Here is an 18,737-nt window from a genome sequence, read left to right as displayed (position 1 = left end):
TAGCGGCACTAGCCAGACTGGCGGCAGCCGCGAGGTGGCTTACACTGCCGGCAAGCGCCCAACGGCCGGGGTCCGTGCGTCTCTTTCCCTCCTTCTCCGCCTGTCTGATCACCTTGCTCGCAGGCTTCTTCGCGGGCATGCCACTCGATGCCGCCGCGTTGACGCGCGATTACTACTTCGAGCGGATCGGCAGCGACCGCGGGCTGGGCCAGAACACGATCAACGCCATGGTGCAGGACGCCCAGGGCTTCGTCTGGGTCGCCACGCAGGGCGGCCTGCACCGCTATGACGGGCAGCGCTATGTCCAGCTCCGGCACGATCCGCGCGACCCGGCGAGCCTTCCCGACAGCTACGTCACCGCGTTGGCGACAGAAGGCAACAACTTCCTGTGGGTCGGCTCGTATTCGCAGTACGTCTCGCGGCTGGACCTGACCACCGGGGAAATCCACCGTTTTGATGTCGCCGCGAACGGGGAACAGGCCCAGCGCCAGGTCGCGGCCCTACTGCCCCAAGCGGGCAAGCTGTGGGTTGGCACCCTGACCGGCCTGGAGCGGCTGGATCCGGCGACAGGCACGCGCGACAGGGTGATCACCCTGGACCCCCGCGCGCTGCGTGCGGGGCCGCGACAGGCCCTGGTGGCAGGTCGTGAAGGGGAGATCTGGTACGGCACCCAAACCGGTCTCTATCGCGTTGGTGCACGGGGCGGCGTGGAACGGTTACGGCCGGGATTGTCGGTACGCGCCCTCACCTTCGACCATCGCGGCCAATTGTGGATTGCCGCGGAGCAAGGGCTGTTCCGACTGGCCTCCGATGGCCATTCGCTGTTGCGCGCATGGCCGGCAGCCGACGCACCGGGCACCGAGGTCCGCGCGGTGGTCGAAGCGCCCGATCACCAGCTGTGGCTGGCCGTGGCTTCGCAAGGCATGCTCCGCTTCGACCCGGGCAGTGGTCGCACCCTGCAGTTGCGCGAGCAGCCCGGCGTGCTGTCCGGTCTGCCCGAAGACGGCATCAACACCCTGATGATCGACCGTGGCGGAATGCTGTGGCTGGGTGGCCAGTTTCGCGGCGTGACCGTCACCGATCCGCTGGGCACCCGCTTCACTTATGTGCTCAACCTCTCGGCTGGCGGCCATCACAATCCGGCGACCGACGACAGCGTGCGCTCGATCGCCCAGGACACCAGCGGCGGGCTATGGCTCGGCACGGACGATGCGCGCCTGCTGCGCTACGACCTGGCCGGCGATCGTTTCGACGACTACACCGCTCGCGTTCCGGTGGCGCCCGGCGAGACTCCTTCGCGCGTGATGGCGCTGGCGCGCGGCGCGGACGGCCAGATCTGGGTCGCGACCGGGCGTGGCCTGCTCCGGCTGGACCCGCGCCAGGGCACGCTGGCACCGGTGACGCTGGGCAGCTACAACGGCACCGGGATTCGCAGCCTGATGCTGGCGCGCAGCGGCGCCCTCTGGATCGGCACCGGCGACAACGGCGCTTTGCGTTATTCGCCGGCCGACGGTGAAGTGCTGCACTACGGTTACCGCGACGGCGATCCGCACCAACTCTCGCATCCGGCCGTGCACGCCATGCTCGAGGACCGCCGCGGCCGCATCTGGCTTGGCACCGGCGACGGCCTGGACCTGCTCGATCCAACCAGCGGACGGCTGCGTCACTTCCGCCACAACATCGACGCGCCGGGCAGTTTGCCGGGCAATCTGGTGCGCGCGCTGCTGCAGGCGGCGGACGGACAGATCTGGGTGGGCACCCATGCGGGCCTGAGCCGCGTGATCGAAGAGCGTGACGGCCGCATCTCCTTCGCCCACCCGCTGGCCGACGCCCTGCGCGATCGTCCGGTGCCGGTGGTGTATTCGATCGCCGAAGCGCCTGCCGGCACGCTCTGGCTGGGCACGGACAACGGCATCACCCGTTTCGAACCTCGCACCGACCGCTACCGTCTGTATGGCCTCGCCGACGGCCTGCAGGACCTGGAATTCAACGGTGCCGCGGCCGCGATGCTTCGCGACGGTCGCCTCGCTTTCGGTGGCGTGCGTGGATTGAATCTGTTCGACCCACGCCACATCACCGACTCGGGTTACCTGCCGCCGTTGCGCCTGATTTCCGCGCGCATCGGGGCTGGCGCGGGGAACGAAGGCACGCCGTGGCAGTCGCGCACCCTGTCGATACCGGATGGCGCCGGACTGCTGCGCCTGCGCGTGGGCGCGCTCGACTACGCCCCGTCCGCCGACATCCAGTACCGGTATCGCCTGGACGGTTTCGATCCCGGATGGATCGAAAACGGTCACCAGCAGGACATCACCTACACCCGCCTGCCGGCGGGCAATTACACGTTGCGGGTGCAAGCCACGAACCGTGACGGCGTGTGGACGCCACAAGAGCTCAGCGTCCCGGTCCGAGTTCTGCCGCCGTGGTGGCGGCATCCGCGCGTCATCGCGATAGCCACCCTGGGTCTGCTGGCCTTGGCGGCGGCACTGGCCTTGCGTCGTCACCAGCAGATCCGCCGCGAGCGCGGCCTGTTCGATGCGATCCGCGAACGCGAGCAGCGCCTCAAACTCGCGCTGTGGGGCTCCGGCGAAGTCTTCTGGGATTACGACCTGCAACGCGGCGAAATGCACGCGATGCGAATCGACGAACACGGCCTGGTCGACGCCGACAACGCGGTGCAGATGGAAGTCGTCGACCAGCACGAGGTCCACCCGGACGACATGCCGCGGGTGCGCGAGCTGATGCGCCAGCACTTACGCGGTGAAACGCCGCTGCTGCTGTCGGAGCATCGCGTGCGCCTGCCGGACGGTCACTGGGCCTGGATGCTGGCACGTGGCCGCGTGGTCGACCGCGACGCCAGCGGTCGCGCCCTGCGCATCGCCGGCACCGCGCGCGACGTCACCGCTACCCGCAATGCCGAACGCGAACGCCGCATCGCCAGCGAAGTGCTGCGCAGCATGGCCGAAGCCGTATGCGTGTTCGACCGCGACTTCTGCTTCGTGTCGGTCAATCCCGCTTTCACCCGCATGACCGGCTACACCGACCTGGAAGTACTGGGTCGCGATACCTCCCTGCTCAACAGCTCGCAGCACGATCCCGAGTTCTATCGGCAGATGCGCTTCCGTCTCGAGCGCGACGGACGCTGGTCGGGCGAGGTATGGCAGCAACGCAAGGACGGCCAGGAATTCCTGTGCTCGGTGCAGGCCAGCGCCGTGCTGGACGCCACCGGCCAGCGCAGCCATTACGTCGGCGTGCTGGGCGACATCACCGACCAGAAGCGCGCCGAGCAGGAACTGCGCTATCTCGCCAACTACGACACGCTCACCAGCCTGCCAAACCGCACGCTGCTGTCGGAACGGCTGTCGCGGGCGATCGTGCGTGCGCGCCGACAGGGCAAGCGGATCGCGGTGCTGTTCCTCGACCTCGACCGTTTCAAGGACATCAACGACTCGCTCGGCCACGCCGCCGGCGACCGCATCCTGCGCGCCGCCGCATCGCGCTTGCAGAGCACGGTGGGACCGCAACACACGGTGGCGCGCCTGGGCGGCGATGAATTCACCGTCGTGCTCGAAGACCTCGACACGATGGAAGAAGCCGAACAGATGGCGCGCCGGATCATCGAGGCCTTCGGTGCGCCGCTGGACATCGACGATCGCCACGATGTGTCGATCTCGCCTTCGATCGGCATCAGCCTGTATCCGGACCATGCGCAGATTCCGACCGACCTGCTCAAGCACGCCGACACGGCGATGTACCAGGCCAAGGCCGCGGGTCGCTGCACGTTCATGCGCTACACCGACGCTATGGATGTGGAGATCCGCCAGCGCGCGACGATCTCCGCGGCGCTCCGCAAGGTGCTGGACCGCAACGAGCTGCGATTGATGTTCCAGCCCAAGCTGTCGCTGACCCAGATGCGCATCACCGGCGTCGAGGCGCTGTTGCGCTGGCACAGTCCCGACTACGGCGAGATCCCGCCGGACCGCTTCATTCCACTGGCCGAGGAGAGTGGCCTGATCCTGGAAATCGGCGAGTGGGCGATGCAGGAAGCCTGCGCAACGCTGCAGCAATGGCGTGAGCAGGGCCTGGAAGACGTGTCGGTGGCGGTGAACGTTTCCGCATTGCAGCTCGCCCGCGGCCATCTGCCCGACGTGGTGGCGCGGGCGTTGTCCGGACGCGGCATTCCACCTGAACGTCTGCAGCTCGAACTCACCGAAAGCGTGCTGATGGCGAACCCAGAGCAGAACTCGGCGATGCTGCAGGCGATCCGCAATCTCGGCGTGGGCCTGGCAATCGACGACTTCGGCACTGGCTACTCGTCGCTGTCATACCTCAAGCGGTTGCCGCTCACCACGCTAAAGATCGACAAGGAATTCATCGGCGACCTGACCCGCGATCCCGACGACGAGGCGATCACCAGCGCGGTCATCGCGATGGCGCATTCGCTCGAACTGGTGGTGGTCGCCGAGGGCGTTGAAACCGAGGCCCAGGTCAAGTTCCTGCATGACCACGGCTGCGACGAGATCCAGGGCTACTGGCTGGCGCGACCGCTGGGCGCCGATGAGTGCCTGACCTTCCTGCACAGCTGGGCGACGGCGACCGCCGAAACCGACCGTCAGGCCGTGCCGGGCTAGTTGCTGGCGTCGCCTTGACCGCCCCCCGCCCGCTCCCCATCATCCCGCTTATGGATCGCTCCCAACTCATCGCCGAACTGCAGAACCTGTCGGCCCGCCTGGACGAACTGGGCGCGCAGGCACGTCGTCTGAGCGAGGAAAACCGCAGCCTGCGCTTGCAGCAGGAGCAGCTGGCCAATGAGCGCTCCACCCTGCTGGCGAAGAACGAGCAGGCACGCACGCGCGTCGAAGCCATGATCGCCCGGCTCAAGTCGCTGGAGCAGCACACGTGAGTTCCAAAACCAGCGAACCGGTCAGCATCCGCCTGCTCGATCGCGAATACACCATCGGCTGCGAACCCGACGAGCGCGACAGCCTGATGGCCGCGGCCAAACTGCTCGACAGCAAGATGCGCGAGATCCGCGGCAACAACCGCATGGCCGCGCTCGATCGCGTGGCGGTGCTTGCGGCATTGAACCTTGCGCATGAATTGCAGCAGCTACGCAATGAAGGCGAAGGCCGCGATCGTGAACTCGTGCGTACGCTCGACGATCTGCATCGCAAGCTCGACGGTTTGTTCGACGGCACGCCGCGCTGAAACTTTCCTGACAAAGGCGTGGCATACAAATGTTGCGTCAGCGCACACAAATCAAGTGGTTTGGATTACGCAACATCTGAATCGCAACACTCTCGCGCCGACGAGCGGGCTACTCGATCGAAGTTGCCGCGTTATACTTCGCGCACGTCCTCTGCTGTGCGCGACAGCCTGCGCAAACATTCGCCTTGTCCCTTATGACGACCACGGGGGCGCAGCGGAAGCCTGGAGTGCAAGTCCGCCTCGTAGCGGAAAGCCCGAAGGCATCCAAGCGTTCCCACTTGAACCCCGGGTTCAAGGTCGTTTCGCAGGCATCGCCCACCGGCGGAGGACTTCTTATTTCACGCATGCGGCGCTCCGGCGCCGCATGGCTTATTCAGAGCGCAGCGATTCGATCGAAGCGCTACTTCCAGACTCGCGAATGGTGGAATCGCAACCGCGACTCCGCCTGTCCCGCGAGCATCACTCCGCCGCGCTGACCGCATGAACGACCGAAGTCTCGCGGCCGAACGCCGCCAATTGCGACAGGACCTGCGCGCACGCCGCCGCGCCCTGCCCGCCCCCGAACGCATCGCCGCCGCCGACACGCTCGCCCGGCATCTGCTCGCGCTCCCGTTCGCGCCTCAGGCCGGCTACGTGGCCGGCTACTGGGCCATGGACGGCGAGATTGCCCTGCACGCCTGGCAATTGCGGCTGCCGCGCGGGTGCGTTTACTGCCTACCCGTGCTGAGCGACGACCAGCGCCTGCGCTTCGCCCCCTGGCGCCCGGGCGATGGACTGGTCAGCAATCGCTACGGCATTCCGGAACCGGACGTAGCGCCGTCCTCATTGCTGGAAGCGACAGCCTTATCACTGGTGGTGATGCCGCTGGTGGGCTTCGATGCCCGCGGCAACCGGCTGGGCATGGGTGGCGGCTGGTACGATCGCACCTTCCATTTCCGTCGCGACCAGCCCGCGCCCCCGCATCTGGTCGGCGCGGCATTCGCACTGCAACAGGTGGCGCCACTGGATGCCGAAGCCTGGGACGTGCGCCTGGATGCGGTCTGCACGGAAGCGGCCAGCATCGATTTCCTCGCCGCGAACACCTGACTTTCCGAGTTCTCCGATGACCGCACGCCGCCGCTACTGGTTGATGAAGTCCGAGCCGGATGCCTTCTCCATCGACGACCTGCAGCGCATCGGCACGGAACCATGGACCGGCGTGCGCAATTACCAGGCGCGCAACCACATGCGCGCGATGCAGGTCGGCGACGGCGTGCTGTTCTATCACTCCAGCTGCGACGTTCCCGGCATCGTCGGCACCGCCACCGTGGCGACCACGCCGTACCCGGACCCGACCCAGTTCGACAAGAAGTCTGATTACTTCGATCCCAAGGCGACGCAGGAACAGCCGCGCTGGGATCTGGTTGACGTGACTTTCGAACGCAAGCTCAAGCGGACCATCGCGCTGGACGAGATTCGCGGCCACGCCGAAGAACTGGGCGAAGGCTTCCCGCTGATCCAGCGTGGCTCGCGCCTGTCGGTGCTGCCGGTCACGGCTGCGCAGTGGAAGCTGCTGCTCTCGCTGGAGTGAGCGCGCTACCGCGCTCTCCTTTCCGAATTCCCAAACAGAAAGTCGCAATCCCATGAGTGAAGCCAAGCGTCTGGCCGGCGAAAAAGCCATCGATTACGTCGAAGACGGCATGATCGTCGGGGTCGGCACCGGGTCGACCGTTGCGTACTTCATCGATGCCCTCGCCCGCATCAAGGATCGCATCCGCGGCACCGTGTCCAGCTCCGAGCAGAGCACACAGCGTCTGCAGATGCATGGCATCGAGGTACTCGACCTCAACGCCACCGGCCCGTTGTCGCTCTATGTCGACGGTGCCGACGAATGCGATCCGCACAAGCGCCTGATCAAGGGCGGCGGCGCGGCGCTGACCCGCGAGAAGATCATCGCCGAGGCCAGCGACAAGTTCATCTGCATCATCGATCCTGCCAAGCGCGTCGACGTGCTTGGCAAGTTCCCGCTCCCGGTGGAAGTCATCCCGATGGCGCGTAGCCTGGTCGCGCGCCAGATCCTCGCCAAGACCGGCGGTCAGCCGGTGTGGCGCGAAGGCGTGGTCACCGATAACGGCAATCTCGTTCTCGACGTGCACAACCTGTCGATCGTCGATCCGGTTGGCATGGAGGCCGCGCTCAACCAGATTCCGGGCGTGGTCTCGGTCGGCCTGTTCGCGCGCCGTGCTGCCGACGTCGTGATCGTCGGTGGCGAACCGCCGCTGGTGTTCTGACGAAGCCATGAACGCACCCGCCCCTTCCAACCGCGGCCTGCTCGACTCCCTGCAACGCAACGGCTTCGAATTCGTCGAAGCCGACGCGATGCGCGAGCTGCTGCTTGGAACGGGCGAATTGCCTGACTGGAGCGCGTTCGCCGCCAGCTGGAACGAACTGGAGCCCGATACCTACCTCGCCCAGGTCGGTCGGCAGCGGCGTCGGCGCCACGCGGTTTATTCGGCCAGTGGCGAAGGCGCCGTCGTGCGCGAGGCCCATCAGCCGCATTACCAGTCGAGCAACTACAACGTCCTGCAGGGCGACATCGAGCGCTGGTTCGCGCCGATCACCGACGAGATCGGTGCCAGCGCGTGCCTGCATACGATTCTGGGTTTCAGCCGCGACCTGTTCGCGCAGCTCGCCCCCGCCACCCGGCGCTGGCACATCGAAGTACATCAGTTCCGCATCGAAGCCCGTCCCGACGCGCCCGGCGAACCCACTCCCGAAGGCGTGCATCGCGACGGCGTCGATTACGTGCTGGTCCTGCTGATCGATCGGCAGAACATCGCCAGCGGCACCACGACCATCCACCACGAGGATGGCACCCTGCTGGGCAGTTTCACCCTGGCACACGCGCTGGACGCGGCGCTGGTCGATGACGCCCGCGTCTTCCATGGCGTAACCCCGGTCACGCCGCTCGATCCGGCTGCGCCGTCGCATCGCGACGTGCTGGTGGTGACCCTGCGCGGAACGGACTGAGCGGCGCAGGTCGCCACGGAACGGACTGGCTCTACGGGATCACTTCCCGACTGCCGAAGGTCAGGATCGCCACCACGCCCTTCTCTTCGCCGGGCAGGACGCGGACATCCCAGCCGTACAATTCGCACAGGCGGCGCACGATCGACAAACCGATGCCGCCGCCCTGCGAATGGCCAGCGTGGGTTCCGCGGTAACCGCGCTCGAACAACCGCGCTGCATCTTCCGGACTGAGCCCCGGCCCGGAATCGATCACCTCGACCGCGGTCGGATGCAGGCGCACCACCACCTCGCCCTGCGTCGTGTACTTCACCGCGTTGCCGACCAGATTGCCCAGCGCCACCGATACCGCGGCTTCGGGCGCGTCCACGACCAGGCCGCGCGGCCCCTCAATGATGAGGTCGAGCGCCTTTCCGCCCAGCTGCGCGCGGTGCGCGTCCAGCAATTGCTCGGCGACGCGCGCCACGTCGGTGGCGCCGTGGCCGCGCTCGTTCCGCGAGAGCAGCAGGAGAGCGTTGATCAGGTCGGTGCACTGCTGCTCCGCGCGCTGGATGCGCTGCAGGCGGGCTCGGGTCTTCTCATCGAGCTCCGGCCTTGACAGCAGCAGTTCGATCGCGCCCTTGATCACCGCCAGAGGCGTGCGCAATTCGTGGCTGACGTCGGCATTGAACTCGCGATCGCGCTGGACTACATGGGTAAGGCGTTCGGCGTAATCGTCCAGCGCCTCGGCCAGCTGGCCGACCTCGTCGTTGGGAAAGTGCGCGGCGAGCGCCTCAGGCTGCGAGCTGCTGCCGGACTGCTTCAGCCGGTTCGCGAGCTCGGTCACCGGGCTCATCACGCGGGAAGACGCCCACAGACCCACTACCAGCGACAGCAGCGTGAACACGACCACCGAGACATAGATCGCGCGATTGAATTGCTCCTCGCCGCGCAGGGTCTGGGTCATGTCGTAGGCGAGGAAAAACCATTCGTTCGAAGTCTTGCGTACGGCCAGCTTGTACGAGAACGGCGTGCCGTCCGGATTGGTACCGCTGACGCTGTGGATCCCATCGCCAAACACATACCAGTCGGGCTGCTCGGTACGCAGTTGCTCGAAATCCTTGCTCTTCACTACGCGGGCGAGCATCTGCTTCACCGGCAGGTCGGGGCTTCGCGCCGGATTGGCGAAGTAGCGGCGTGCGAACTCGTCGATATTGCGATTCATCACGTCTTCAACCAGCGCGTTCTCGACGCGAGAACGCGTGAGATTGGTCGCCCAGGCGAACAACGCGGTCAAACCGAAGCCGAGCAGCACGAACGCCAGGATGATGCGGCTGCGCAGCTGGCGCCGGTACCGGATCTTGGGCTTGCGGGCGGGGGTGGGGCCGGGTTCGTTGGACATGTCGGACAGCGAAAGATCGCGCGCGGGACGTCGACCGGAATTACGCAATCACGCCACCGCTGCTTCGGCGGGCCGCCGTGATTCGCACTCAGGCGTGCTCTGGCGGCGCAATGCGATAACCGATGCCATGGCGGGTCTGGATGAACTGCGTCTCGAAAGGCTTGTCCACCACGGCACGAAGGCCATGGATGTGCACGCGCAGGGAATCCGAATCCGGCAGTTCTTCGCCCCACACGCGGGTTTCGAGTTCCTGCCGCGTCACCACCGCCGGCGAAGCTTCCATCAGCGCCTGCAGGATCTTCAGCGCGGTCGGATTGAGCTGCAGCAGCTTGCCCTGGCGACGGACTTCCAGCGTGTCGAGGTTGTATTCGAGGTCGGCGACATTGAGCACGCGGGTCTGCACGCCACGGCCGCGACGAGCCAGCGCATTCAGGCGCACTTCGACTTCCTGCAGCGCGAATGGCTTGATCAGGTAGTCGTCGAGGCCGGCATCGAAGCCGGCCAGCTTGTTCTCCAGCGAATCGCGCGCGGTCAGCGCCAGCACCGGCGTCTGCTTGCGGGCCTCGTTGCGCAGCTTGCGACACACCTCCAACCCGTCCAGGCCAGGCAGGTTGAGGTCGAGCACGATCGCATCGAAGTCGTGCACCACCGCCAGATGCAGGCCGGTGATGCCGTCGGCGGCGAAGTCCACGGTATGGCCGCGGTCCTCGAGGAAGTCGCCGAGATTGGCGGCAATGTCCTGGTTATCTTCGATGACGAGGATGCGCATGAGACCGTCCGTATCAGGTAGGGCTTCGACCCTGCGGTCGCCGCCGGGTTCCGTCGGCACGACGCGCGACGGAGCGTTCGGTGCGAACTTAACAAATCTGTCTTAACAAATCTGTTCGAAATGCAGGAGCCGCGCCGACGCCGCGCATGGCGCACGCAATCCGCAATCGCGATCACGCATTAGAGGCGCAAAAAGAAAGACCCGGATACGGGGCCGCCGCATCCGGGTCAAAAAGGGTGTTGCCCCGATTACCGTCATCCAGCAACCGACTACTGACGAGGAAGCAGCGGGATTCCGGTGTGCTCAGGCTACGCCTGCCGGGACTAAAAGTCCGTTAAAACGGGGGTGTAAGAATCTGTTATTTGGGCGCTCCCGCCCCGAAAAAAAACCAGCATTTAACAATTAACCATATGATTTTGCTGGCAAATTGCTTGCGGCGGATTTTTCGTTAAGAACTCGTTCGCCCCCATTCCCCCGGGCTCCGCGACGCCGGAACGGAGCCCCCACGTGGTCGATCACGGCGCCCGCGACATCGACTCCGCTGGCTTCCTCGATGCCCTCGAGTCCGGGCGATGCATTCACTTCAAGCACGAGCGGTCCACGCTTGGATCGAATCAGATCAACGCCTGCAATTCCCAATCCCAATGCCTGCGCTGCACGGATCGCAACCTCCTGTTCGCCTGTCGTCGCTTTCACGCCTTTGGCGGTGCCGCCACGATGCAGGTTCGAACGGAAGTCGCCCTTAGGTGCCTGCCGCTTCATCGCGGCGACCACCGCGTCGCCGACGACGAAGCAACGCAAGTCGGCGCCCTTCGCTTCAGCGACGAATTCCTGGACCAGGAAATTGGCATAGAGGCCGCGCAAGGCCTCGATCACGCCACGCGAAGCCGAGGGCTTCTCGGTGAGCATGACGCCGGCGCCTTGGGTGCCCTCGTTGAGCTTGATCACATGAGGCGGCGGGCCAAGCATCGCCAGCAGGTCGTGGGTGTCGTCCGGGTTGTCGCCAAACACCGTGGCCGGCAGGCCGATGCCCTGCGCCGCCAACAGCTGATGGCAGCGCAACTTGTCGCGCGCCTTGAGGATCGCATCGGAAGAGTTGGGCGAATAAGTGCCCATCAGCTCGAACTGGCGCAGCACCGCCGAGCCATAGCGCGTGATCGACGCACCCACCCGCGGGATCACCGCGTCGTAGTCCGCCAGTTCCCGGCCTTTGTAGTGCATGGTGAAGCCGTCGCTGGCGATGCGCATGTAGCAGCGCAGCGGGTCGAGCACGCGCACGCTGTGGCCGCGCTCCCGCGCGGCTTCCACCAGGCGCCGTGTGGAGTAGAGCTTGCTGTTGCGCGAAAGGATCGCGAGTTTCATGGAAGACGCCGTAAAGAGGTAAGCGGATTGCGTGTGTCGTTGAAGGTGGCAGTCACGGCCGGCGTCCTGGCGAAACCACGCTCCCGGTGAGCAAGGCGTGGCTTTCCGTGCAGGAACGAGTGACCCGGATCGACCGCAAACAGCCCGGCCATCGCCGTGCGTCCAAGCAGCATCGGGAACAGCATGCCTTGCCGATCGGTCAGGTTTATTTCGATTTCGCGCTCGAGTCCGGCCAGCGCCAGGGTCGTGCGCAGGAAGATGCGCCGCGTGCGGTGTCCGCCGGAATCGATGACATCGCGCTCATCGTAGATCGGCGCGGCCGCCTGCAGCATCGCCTCGCCGTGCCCGTCGTTGCTGAGCCGGAAGCCGACCCAGGGCGCACCGCGTTCGCTGAACCGCCAGCAACCATCGACGTGCAACGCCGAACTGCGTGCGCCGCTGTCGATCTTGCATCGCACCGCAGGCAGGCCCAGCCGCGGCAGGCCCACCCACTCCCGCCAGCCAAGCACGATCCGCTCCTGGGAAATCTGTCGCTTCACGTCCAGCACTCGCGAAAAGAAAACGGCAGTCACTGTGACGCGACTGCCGTTACGGTTTTGTTGCTGCGTGGCAACTGGTTGCAGCCTTCAACTACAGCCACCTGTTGCACGCATCGAACTGGAGCGGGTGATGGGAATCGAACCCACGCTATCGGCTTGGGAAGCCGAAGTTCTACCATTGAACTACACCCGCCTGACGGGGCGCAGTCTATGCCCCGGCTTGGCGGCTTGGCAACGCAAAAGCAAAGGGCCCCGCAGGGCCCTTGCTGTTTTTCACCTGCGGTGCAGCGTCAGAAGCCGCCACCGACGGTGACGAACACCGTAGCGTGGTCGGCGTTCTTCTGCCCCGTGGTCACGCTCGCACCCATGTTCGCATCCAGGCCGAAGAGCTTGGTGCGCGTACCAAAGGTCAGCGTCGCGTAGCTCTGGTCGAACTTGACGCCCGGCACGGCATACGGCGCGGTGTTCGGCATCGACTGGAGCTGCGCGAACACTTCCTTGTCCTGGTCTTCGAATTCGTGGTCCGCGGTCAGGCGCGCGTACGGCTTGAGGTGATCATTGATCGCGTAGCTGGCCTGCCAGCCGACGCTGCTGATCATCGAATCGAAGCTCTGGTCCGCGTAGGCTAGCGAAGTCGACTGCTCCGGATGGTTTTCGGCGTAGCCGTCGATATCGATGCGCTGTGCGAGCACGCTCACCACCGGACCATGGCGCAGCGCGCCCTCGCCGAACTCCCAGCCCGCGCTGATGCCGGCGCTGAGGTTCTCGCCGTCTGCCGAGCCGCTGTGCCTGCGCACGACCGGGCCGAGCACCACGTCGCGATCGATGTCGAAGTCGACCTTGCTCCAGCTCACTTGGCCATTGACCCACGCGCCGTTATCGCCGTACCAGCCGGCGAAGCCACCCAGGCTCATGTCGGTCTGATCGAAGCTGCCGCCGCGACGGCCGAAGTCCTGACCCTGGCGACCGTAACCGGCGAAGGCACCGTAAACCAGGTTGCCGCGGTTCCAGTCGACACCGAAGGTCAGCGTCGGACCAGCGCCGTCGTAGATATCACCGTCGCCGTAACGCTGGAAATCGCCACGCACATCGCTCCACCACTTCATGCCATCGGCGTCGGGCTTGCCGGCATGTGCGGCGACGCGCTCGGCGCGCGAGCGACCGACCATCGAGGCCGAGTTCGGCAGCAATGCGATCTGGCGCGGGGCCTCAAGGATCGACACGGCGTAGTCCGCCAGGATGGCGTGCGCTTCGCTGCTCGGATGCACGCCGTCGGCAAAGGCGCGGCCGCTGCCCACGCTCACGCAGGTGAGCGAAGTGCCGGCGCAAGCAGGAATGACCGCGCTATTGAAGCCGTACGCGCCGGGATTCGCACTGATCTCGTGCAGCAGCGTGTAGGTGTCGAGCGGAATCACGCGCAGGTTCGCCGCGGCGATGCCACCGAACAGAGTCTGGTTGTAACCGTTCACCAGCGCGGTGATGTTGGCCGAACCGGTCGGACCCTGCGACAGGCCGAACGGAGTGACGCCGACGTCCGGCATGGTCGGTACGAGGATGTAGCGCGCGCCGGCCGTGGTCAGCTGGTTGATCAGGCCGACCTGCATCGTCGCCGAACCCATCAGCTGCGCCGGAGTAATGCCGCCGTTGAGCGTGTAGAACAGGTCATTGGCGCCGCCCCAAACGGTGTACAGCGCGTTCGGATCGGCCACGCCACCGGTGCGGGTCAGATAGGCACCGACCTGGAGCCCGAGCGACGGCGCGAACTGGGTCGGCACCGACGGCGGAAAGCCCAGCCCCAGCTTCACCGTAGCGCCGCCGGCGGCGTAGTTGTTGCCGGTGCCGGCCACGATGCCGGTATTGGTCAGGCCCCACGCGGACGAAGCATCGGTGCCGTAATAGTTGGCGAGGTACTCGGACCACACCAGGCCCGGGTTGGTGGTGAAGCGGCCGACAGTAGCGGCGCTGGGACCGGCGTTCTGCACCAGGAACGGGCGGTAGAAGCCCGAGTCGGTCAGGCTGTCGCCGAAGAACACCGTATTGCTGAAGGTTCCCGCAAATGCAGGTGCCGCAGCGAGCGCCAGAGCCGTGGCAAGCAGGCAGCGGACGGGCTTGTTCATCATTCCTTTTCTCTCCCCGATGGGTTTTCTTATGGTTGGTCCTGTGCGTTGGCGCATACGCCAACGCATGGCGTCGCATCGAACCATGCCGTGACGCGGCGCACAAGCCGCAACGCCGCAAGCGCTATCCGCGCTGGCCGTGACCGCGGCGCGCGGGGACAATACGCGCATGGAATCCCAGTCCTTGAACGTCATCCTCAACGGCGAGCCGCGCGCGCTCGCTGCCCCGGCGACCGTGCTCGAACTACTGCAGGCCGAAGGCCTGGGCGCGCGTCGTGTGGCGGTCGAAGTCAATGGCGAAATCGTCCCGCGCAGTCGCCATGGCGAACATGCTCTGCAAGCCGGGGATCGCGTCGAGATCGTGCACGCACTGGGCGGCGGCTGAGTTGCCCTTATCGCCTCGAGGCTGACCGGGCCGGGCGCCGCCGGCGCAAGGACGCGGTCCGCACCGGCGGTAAGGGAACCCGGCCATCACAGACGGAGGGAGGCGTCTGGATCCGTGGGCTTTGCGGCCCCGACTCTCGCCGGGTGTGCTCTTTGCGTACCGCACGGTGCAAACCGCGCGTGGCAGGCAGTCTTCGCCGGGGAAGCGCAGGGGAACGCCCCCTTCCGGGCCCGAGGTTTCCTGCTCTCCGATTCAACGCGAAGGCATGGCCCTGCAGGCCAGCCGGTCCCACCCCCCAGATGGGGGATGCCGTCGACATCGCCCGCCCACCAGCAGGCCGGCAAAGTGAGCGGCACTGCTAAAATCGCCGGATGACGCTTCCCGCCCTCTTCACGCCGCCCGCGGACCCGTTGGTCATCGCCGGCAAGGCCTATAACTCCCGTCTTCTCACCGGTACCGGCAAGTTCAAGGACCTCGACGAGACGCGCCGGGCCACCGATGCCGCCGGCGCGCAGATCGTTACGGTCGCGATCCGCCGCACCAACATCGGCCAGAACCCGGGCGAGCCCAACCTGCTCGACGTGCTGCCGCCGCACCTGTACACGATCCTCCCCAACACCGCCGGCTGCTATACCGCCGACGACGCAGTCCGCACCTGCCGCCTGGCGCGCGAGCTGCTCGATGGCCACAACCTGGTCAAACTCGAAGTGCTGGGCGACCAGAAGACCCTGTATCCCGACGTCGTGCAGACCCTGGCCGCCGCCGAAACGCTGGTGAAGGACGGCTTCGACGTGATGGTCTACACCAGCGACGATCCGATCCTGTGCAAGCGCCTGGAGGAAATCGGCTGCGTGGCGGTGATGCCGCTGGCCGCGCCGATCGGTTCCGGCCTTGGCATCCAGAACAAGTACAACCTGATCGAGATCGTCGAGAACGCGAAGGTGCCGATCATCGTCGACGCCGGCGTCGGCACCGCCTCGGATGCCTCGATCGCGATGGAACTGGGTTGCGACGGCGTGCTGATGAACACAGCGATCGCCGGCGCGAAGGATCCGGTGCTGATGGCGCATGCAATGAAGCTCGCGGTCGAAGCCGGCCGCGCCGCGTTCAAGGCCGGTCGCATTCCGCGCAAGCGTTACGCCAGCGCTTCGTCGCCGGTGGATGGGCTGATCGCCTGATGGTCGATCAGGACACCAATGGACAGGGCAGCAAGAAGGCCCCGCCCAAGCCTTTCACCGTCGAAGAAGGCCACCGCAAGGTCCGCAGCTTCGTGTTGCGTCAGGGCCGCTTCACGCCGGCGCAACAGCGCGCGTTCGACGAGCTGTGGCCGCGGTTCGGCCTCGACTACGCAGGCAGCGCGCGCGACTACGATGCCGTGTTCGGACGCAAGGCCCCGCGTGTGGTCGAAATCGGCTTCGGCAACGGTGAGGCGCTGCGTTTCGCCGCACAGCAGGATCCCTCGCGCAACTACATCGGCATCGAAGTGCACGCGCCCGGCGTGGGCCGGCTGCTCAATGCTCTGGCGCAGGACGGCAGCGACCACGTGCGCCTGTATCACCACGATGCAGTGGAAGTGCTGACGAACGAGATCGCCGACGGCTCGCTGGACGAGATCCGCATCTACTTCCCCGATCCCTGGCACAAGAAGCGCCACAACAAGCGCCGCCTCGTGCAACCTGACTTCGCGAAACTGCTCGTCAGCAAAATCGCCAGCGGCGGGCGCTTGCACCTCGCCACCGATTGGCAGGACTATGCCGAGCAGATGTGGGATGTGCTCGACGCAACAAAGGGCATCGTCAATCGCGCCGGGGAGCGCGGGATGGTGCCGCGACCGGAGTGGCGTCCGCAAACGCATTTCGAGACCCGCGGCCAGAAGCTCGGCCACGGGGTGTGGGACCTGTTGTACGACAAGCCCTAAGGCGCAAGGCACAGCTTTGTAGAGCGGAGCTTGCTCCGCTGCTTCTTGCTTTCGGGCGCGCTTGAGAAAAGGCAGCGGAGCAAGCTCCGCTCTACAGAAAAGCAGAGCAACCAGACATCGCGATGGACACCGCCCTCCCGCTCACCACCGACATGAAGCTCGTTCTCGGGCTGGTGGTGTTCACGATGGTGATGTTCCTGTTCGAGCGGATCCGCGCGGACGTCGTCGCCCTGGTCGTGCTGGTCCTGCTCGGCCTGTCGGGCCTGGTCGAACCGGAACTGCTGTTCAACGGCTTCTCCGGTAACGCGGTCATCAGCATCATCGCGACGATGATCCTGGGCGCGGGCCTCGACCGTACCGGCGCGCTCAATCGTCTCGCCGGCTGGTTGCTGCGAAGAGCGAAAGGTGTGGAACAGCGATTATTGCTGTTCACCACCGCCATCGCCGGCTTGAACTCCTCTTTCATGCAGAACCCGTCGGTGATGGCGCTCTACACGCCCGTCGCCTCGCGCCTGTCCTCGCGCACCGGCGTATCGTTGCCACGGTTCCTGTTCCCGATCGCAGCGGCGATCATCATGGGCGGCGCGCTGACCATGGTCGGCAATTCGCCGCTGATGCTGCTCAACGACCTGCTCAGCGCGGCCAATTCGAATCTGCCTTCAGGTGCGGCGACCATCGAACCGCTGAAGATGTTCGCGCCACTGCCGATCGGCGTGGCTCTGCTGGCTACTTCGCTCGCCTACTTCCATTTCTTCGGCGACAAGCTGCTGCGCGACAAGCAGGAAGCCGGAGGCGGCGCCACCCCGGCGCGCACACAGAGCTATTTCGCCAAGACCTACGGCATCGAAGGCGATGTGTACGAACTCACGGTTAGCGCCGACAGCCCGCTGGTGGGCATGTCGATCGGCGAAGCCGAGGCGCTGCGTGGTGCGCCGCTGCTGCTGGCGCTGAAAGACGGCGACGATTCGCGCCTTTCGCCGCCGGCCGATGCCCGCATCTGGGTGGGCAGCGTGCTCGGTGCGATGGGCGAGAAGCAGGCGGTCGCCGACTTCGCGCAGAACCAGTTCCTGCGCCTGAGTTCACGCCTGCGCAACTTCGCCGACCTGTTCAATCCCAGCCGCGCCGGCATTTCCGAAGCGGTGGTGCCGCCGACTTCGAAATTCCTCGGCAAGAAGGCCGGCGACCTGGGCTTCCGCAAGAACCTCGGCCTGAGCCTGCTCGCGGTGAATCGCGACAAGCATGTGCTGCGCGAGGACCTGCGCAACATCACCCTGCGCAGCGGCGACATGCTCGTACTGCACAGCATCTGGACCGACCTGGCCGAAGCCGCCGAGAGCAAGGATCTGGTCGTCGTCACCGATTACCCGAAGGGCGAACAGCGGCCGCACAAGCTCAAGATCGCGCTGGCGATCTTCACGGTGTCGATGCTGCTGGCCCTGTCCTCGCGCCTGCCGGTGTCGATCGCGCTGATGACCGGTGTCGCCGGCATGCTGATCGCCGGTGTGCTGCACATCGAAGAGGCCTACGCCGCGATCAACTGGCGCACCGTGTTCCTGATGGCGTGCCTGATTCCACTGGGCTGGGCGATGGACTCCAGCGGTGCGGCAGCGTGGGTCGCCGGACATTCATTGGAACAACTGCCGCATGGCACGCCGGTATGGGTGCTGGAGCTGCTGGTGGGTGTGCTGACCACCGCGTTCTCGCTGGTGATCAGTCATGTCGGCGCCACCATCGTGATGGTGCCGTTGGCGATCAATCTCGCTCTGGCTTCGGAAGGCAACCCCACCGCATTCGCGCTGATCGTCGCGCTGTCGGCGTCGAACAACTTCATGACCGCCTCGAATCCGGTGATCTCGATGGTCGTCGGTCCGGCCGGCTATACCGGCAAGGAACTGTGGCGGATCGGTGGACCGTTGGCGCTGCTTTATACGGTCGTGATCGTTGCCGTGATCCAGCTGATGTTCTAGCGCCTGCGCTCCCGTAGATCCGAGCCTGCTCGGATTGCTTCTTGTACCGAGCACGATAAGACCCACCGAGCAGGCTCGGCGCTACTGA

Annotated in this window: 15 protein-coding genes, 1 tRNA gene, 1 other RNA gene, 1 pseudogene and 1 riboswitch; of the genes and pseudogenes, 12 read left to right on the top strand and 6 right to left on the bottom strand. The window is 65.7% G+C overall.

The window, feature by feature from the left end; translation table 11 throughout:
- Window positions 1-74: 74 nt before the first annotated feature.
- The 8 genes from ACYVGK_RS04080 (at window position 75) to ACYVGK_RS04045 (ending at window position 8,214) form a co-directional block, all read left to right on the top strand.
- Window positions 75-4,628, top strand: coding sequence for an EAL domain-containing protein (locus ACYVGK_RS04080; protein ID WP_460731956.1), 4,554 nt, complete (start codon window positions 75-77; stop codon window positions 4,626-4,628).
- Between the two features lie 50 nt (window positions 4,629-4,678).
- Entirely contained in the window at window positions 4,679-4,900 is a 222-nt protein-coding gene (locus ACYVGK_RS04075) for a TIGR02449 family protein (RefSeq protein ID WP_460731955.1), read from the top strand.
- A complete protein-coding gene (locus ACYVGK_RS04070; RefSeq protein ID WP_460731954.1) occupies window positions 4,897-5,205 on the top strand; it encodes a cell division protein ZapA in 309 nt (102 codons plus the stop codon). The genes ACYVGK_RS04075 and ACYVGK_RS04070 overlap by 4 nt, the downstream gene beginning before the upstream one ends.
- 145 nt (window positions 5,206-5,350) lie before the next feature.
- A non-coding RNA gene (gene ssrS / locus ACYVGK_RS04065) (6S RNA) lies at window positions 5,351-5,537 on the top strand.
- Window positions 5,538-5,685: 148 nt separating this feature from the next.
- Window positions 5,686-6,291 (top strand): 5-formyltetrahydrofolate cyclo-ligase, encoded by a 606-nt coding sequence (locus ACYVGK_RS04060; RefSeq protein ID WP_460731953.1) that lies wholly within the window; start codon window positions 5,686-5,688, stop codon window positions 6,289-6,291.
- 16 nt (window positions 6,292-6,307) lie between these two features.
- Window positions 6,308-6,775: an EVE domain-containing protein gene (locus tag ACYVGK_RS04055; RefSeq protein WP_460731952.1), complete on the top strand. Its 468-nt coding sequence runs from the start codon at window positions 6,308-6,310 to the stop codon at window positions 6,773-6,775.
- A gap of 52 nt (window positions 6,776-6,827) precedes the next feature.
- Window positions 6,828-7,475, top strand: a complete 648-nt coding sequence (rpiA, locus tag ACYVGK_RS04050) for a ribose-5-phosphate isomerase RpiA (protein ID WP_460731950.1) — start codon at window positions 6,828-6,830, stop codon at window positions 7,473-7,475.
- Between the two features lie 7 nt (window positions 7,476-7,482).
- Window positions 7,483-8,214 carry a 2OG-Fe dioxygenase family protein gene (locus ACYVGK_RS04045; protein WP_460731949.1) on the top strand — a complete coding sequence of 244 codons (732 nt, stop codon included), beginning with the start codon at window positions 7,483-7,485 and terminating at the stop codon, window positions 8,212-8,214.
- 31 nt (window positions 8,215-8,245) lie between these two features.
- Here ACYVGK_RS04045 and ACYVGK_RS04040 read toward each other — a convergent pair whose 3' ends face one another.
- The 6 genes and pseudogenes from ACYVGK_RS04040 to ACYVGK_RS04015 all read right to left on the bottom strand — a co-directional run bounded on the left by ACYVGK_RS04040 (window position 8,246) and on the right by ACYVGK_RS04015 (window position 14,382).
- Window positions 8,246-9,592 carry a sensor histidine kinase gene (locus tag ACYVGK_RS04040; protein ID WP_460731948.1) on the bottom strand — a complete coding sequence of 449 codons (1,347 nt, stop codon included), beginning with the start codon at window positions 9,590-9,592 and terminating at the stop codon, window positions 8,246-8,248.
- Between the two features lie 88 nt (window positions 9,593-9,680).
- Window positions 9,681-10,361: a response regulator transcription factor gene (locus ACYVGK_RS04035; protein ID WP_460731947.1), complete on the bottom strand. Its 681-nt coding sequence runs from the start codon at window positions 10,359-10,361 to the stop codon at window positions 9,681-9,683.
- Window positions 10,362-10,850: 489 nt separating this feature from the next.
- A pseudogene (gene rimK, locus ACYVGK_RS04030) lies at window positions 10,851-11,723 on the bottom strand (30S ribosomal protein S6--L-glutamate ligase); the annotation flags it as partial.
- Complete coding sequence (locus tag ACYVGK_RS04025; RefSeq protein ID WP_460731946.1) at window positions 11,720-12,262, bottom strand: ATP-dependent zinc protease family protein; 543 nt, start codon at window positions 12,260-12,262, stop codon at window positions 11,720-11,722. The pseudogene rimK and the gene ACYVGK_RS04025, both read right to left, overlap by 4 nt.
- 119 nt (window positions 12,263-12,381) lie before the next feature.
- Window positions 12,382-12,455 (bottom strand) — tRNA-Gly (locus ACYVGK_RS04020).
- A 97-nt stretch (window positions 12,456-12,552) separates the two neighbouring features.
- Complete coding sequence (locus ACYVGK_RS04015; RefSeq protein WP_460731945.1) at window positions 12,553-14,382, bottom strand: autotransporter outer membrane beta-barrel domain-containing protein; 1,830 nt, start codon at window positions 14,380-14,382, stop codon at window positions 12,553-12,555.
- 181 nt (window positions 14,383-14,563) lie between these two features.
- Here ACYVGK_RS04015 and thiS point away from each other — a divergent pair, with 181 nt between their 5' ends.
- The 4 genes from thiS to ACYVGK_RS03995 all read left to right on the top strand — a co-directional run bounded on the left by thiS (window position 14,564) and on the right by ACYVGK_RS03995 (window position 18,649).
- On the top strand, window positions 14,564-14,764 hold the full coding sequence (thiS, locus tag ACYVGK_RS04010) for a sulfur carrier protein ThiS (RefSeq protein ID WP_460732440.1): 201 nt from the start codon (window positions 14,564-14,566) through the stop codon (window positions 14,762-14,764).
- Between the two features lie 70 nt (window positions 14,765-14,834).
- A riboswitch (cyclic di-GMP riboswitch) is annotated at window positions 14,835-14,924 on the bottom strand.
- A 211-nt stretch (window positions 14,925-15,135) separates the two neighbouring features.
- Window positions 15,136-15,942, top strand: coding sequence for a thiazole synthase (locus tag ACYVGK_RS04005; protein WP_460731944.1), 807 nt, complete (start codon window positions 15,136-15,138; stop codon window positions 15,940-15,942).
- A complete protein-coding gene (gene trmB / locus ACYVGK_RS04000) occupies window positions 15,942-16,682 on the top strand; it encodes a tRNA (guanosine(46)-N7)-methyltransferase TrmB (protein ID WP_460731943.1) in 741 nt (246 codons plus the stop codon). Before ACYVGK_RS04005 ends, trmB begins: the two co-directional genes overlap by 1 nt.
- Before the next feature lie 122 nt (window positions 16,683-16,804).
- A complete protein-coding gene (locus ACYVGK_RS03995; RefSeq protein WP_460731942.1) occupies window positions 16,805-18,649 on the top strand; it encodes an SLC13 family permease in 1,845 nt (614 codons plus the stop codon).
- The last annotated feature ends 88 nt before the right edge of the window (window positions 18,650-18,737 follow it).

This window comes from Lysobacter tyrosinilyticus (assembly GCF_054779815.1).
The sequence above is the reverse complement of the archived record's forward strand: the minus strand, read 5'-3'. Positions and strand labels throughout refer to the sequence as shown.

What these genes read in the sequence shown, in the direction of transcription:
- ACYVGK_RS04015 (WP_460731945.1), bottom strand. Translation starts at nt 14,382, where the DNA reads ATGATGAACAAGCCCGTCCGCTGCCTGCTTGCCACGGCTCTGGCGCTC.
- trmB (WP_460731943.1), top strand. Translation starts at nt 15,942, where the DNA reads ATGGTCGATCAGGACACCAATGGACAGGGCAGCAAGAAGGCCCCGCCC.
- ACYVGK_RS04060 (WP_460731953.1), top strand. Translation starts at nt 5,686, where the DNA reads ATGAACGACCGAAGTCTCGCGGCCGAACGCCGCCAATTGCGACAGGAC.
- ACYVGK_RS04045 (WP_460731949.1), top strand. Translation starts at nt 7,483, where the DNA reads ATGAACGCACCCGCCCCTTCCAACCGCGGCCTGCTCGACTCCCTGCAA.
- ACYVGK_RS04040 (WP_460731948.1), bottom strand. Translation starts at nt 9,592, where the DNA reads ATGTCCAACGAACCCGGCCCCACCCCCGCCCGCAAGCCCAAGATCCGG.
- ACYVGK_RS04005 (WP_460731944.1), top strand. Translation starts at nt 15,136, where the DNA reads ATGACGCTTCCCGCCCTCTTCACGCCGCCCGCGGACCCGTTGGTCATC.
- ACYVGK_RS03995 (WP_460731942.1), top strand. Translation starts at nt 16,805, where the DNA reads ATGGACACCGCCCTCCCGCTCACCACCGACATGAAGCTCGTTCTCGGG.
- rpiA (WP_460731950.1), top strand. Translation starts at nt 6,828, where the DNA reads ATGAGTGAAGCCAAGCGTCTGGCCGGCGAAAAAGCCATCGATTACGTC.
- ACYVGK_RS04075 (WP_460731955.1), top strand. Translation starts at nt 4,679, where the DNA reads ATGGATCGCTCCCAACTCATCGCCGAACTGCAGAACCTGTCGGCCCGC.
- ACYVGK_RS04035 (WP_460731947.1), bottom strand. Translation starts at nt 10,361, where the DNA reads ATGCGCATCCTCGTCATCGAAGATAACCAGGACATTGCCGCCAATCTC.
- ACYVGK_RS04055 (WP_460731952.1), top strand. Translation starts at nt 6,308, where the DNA reads ATGACCGCACGCCGCCGCTACTGGTTGATGAAGTCCGAGCCGGATGCC.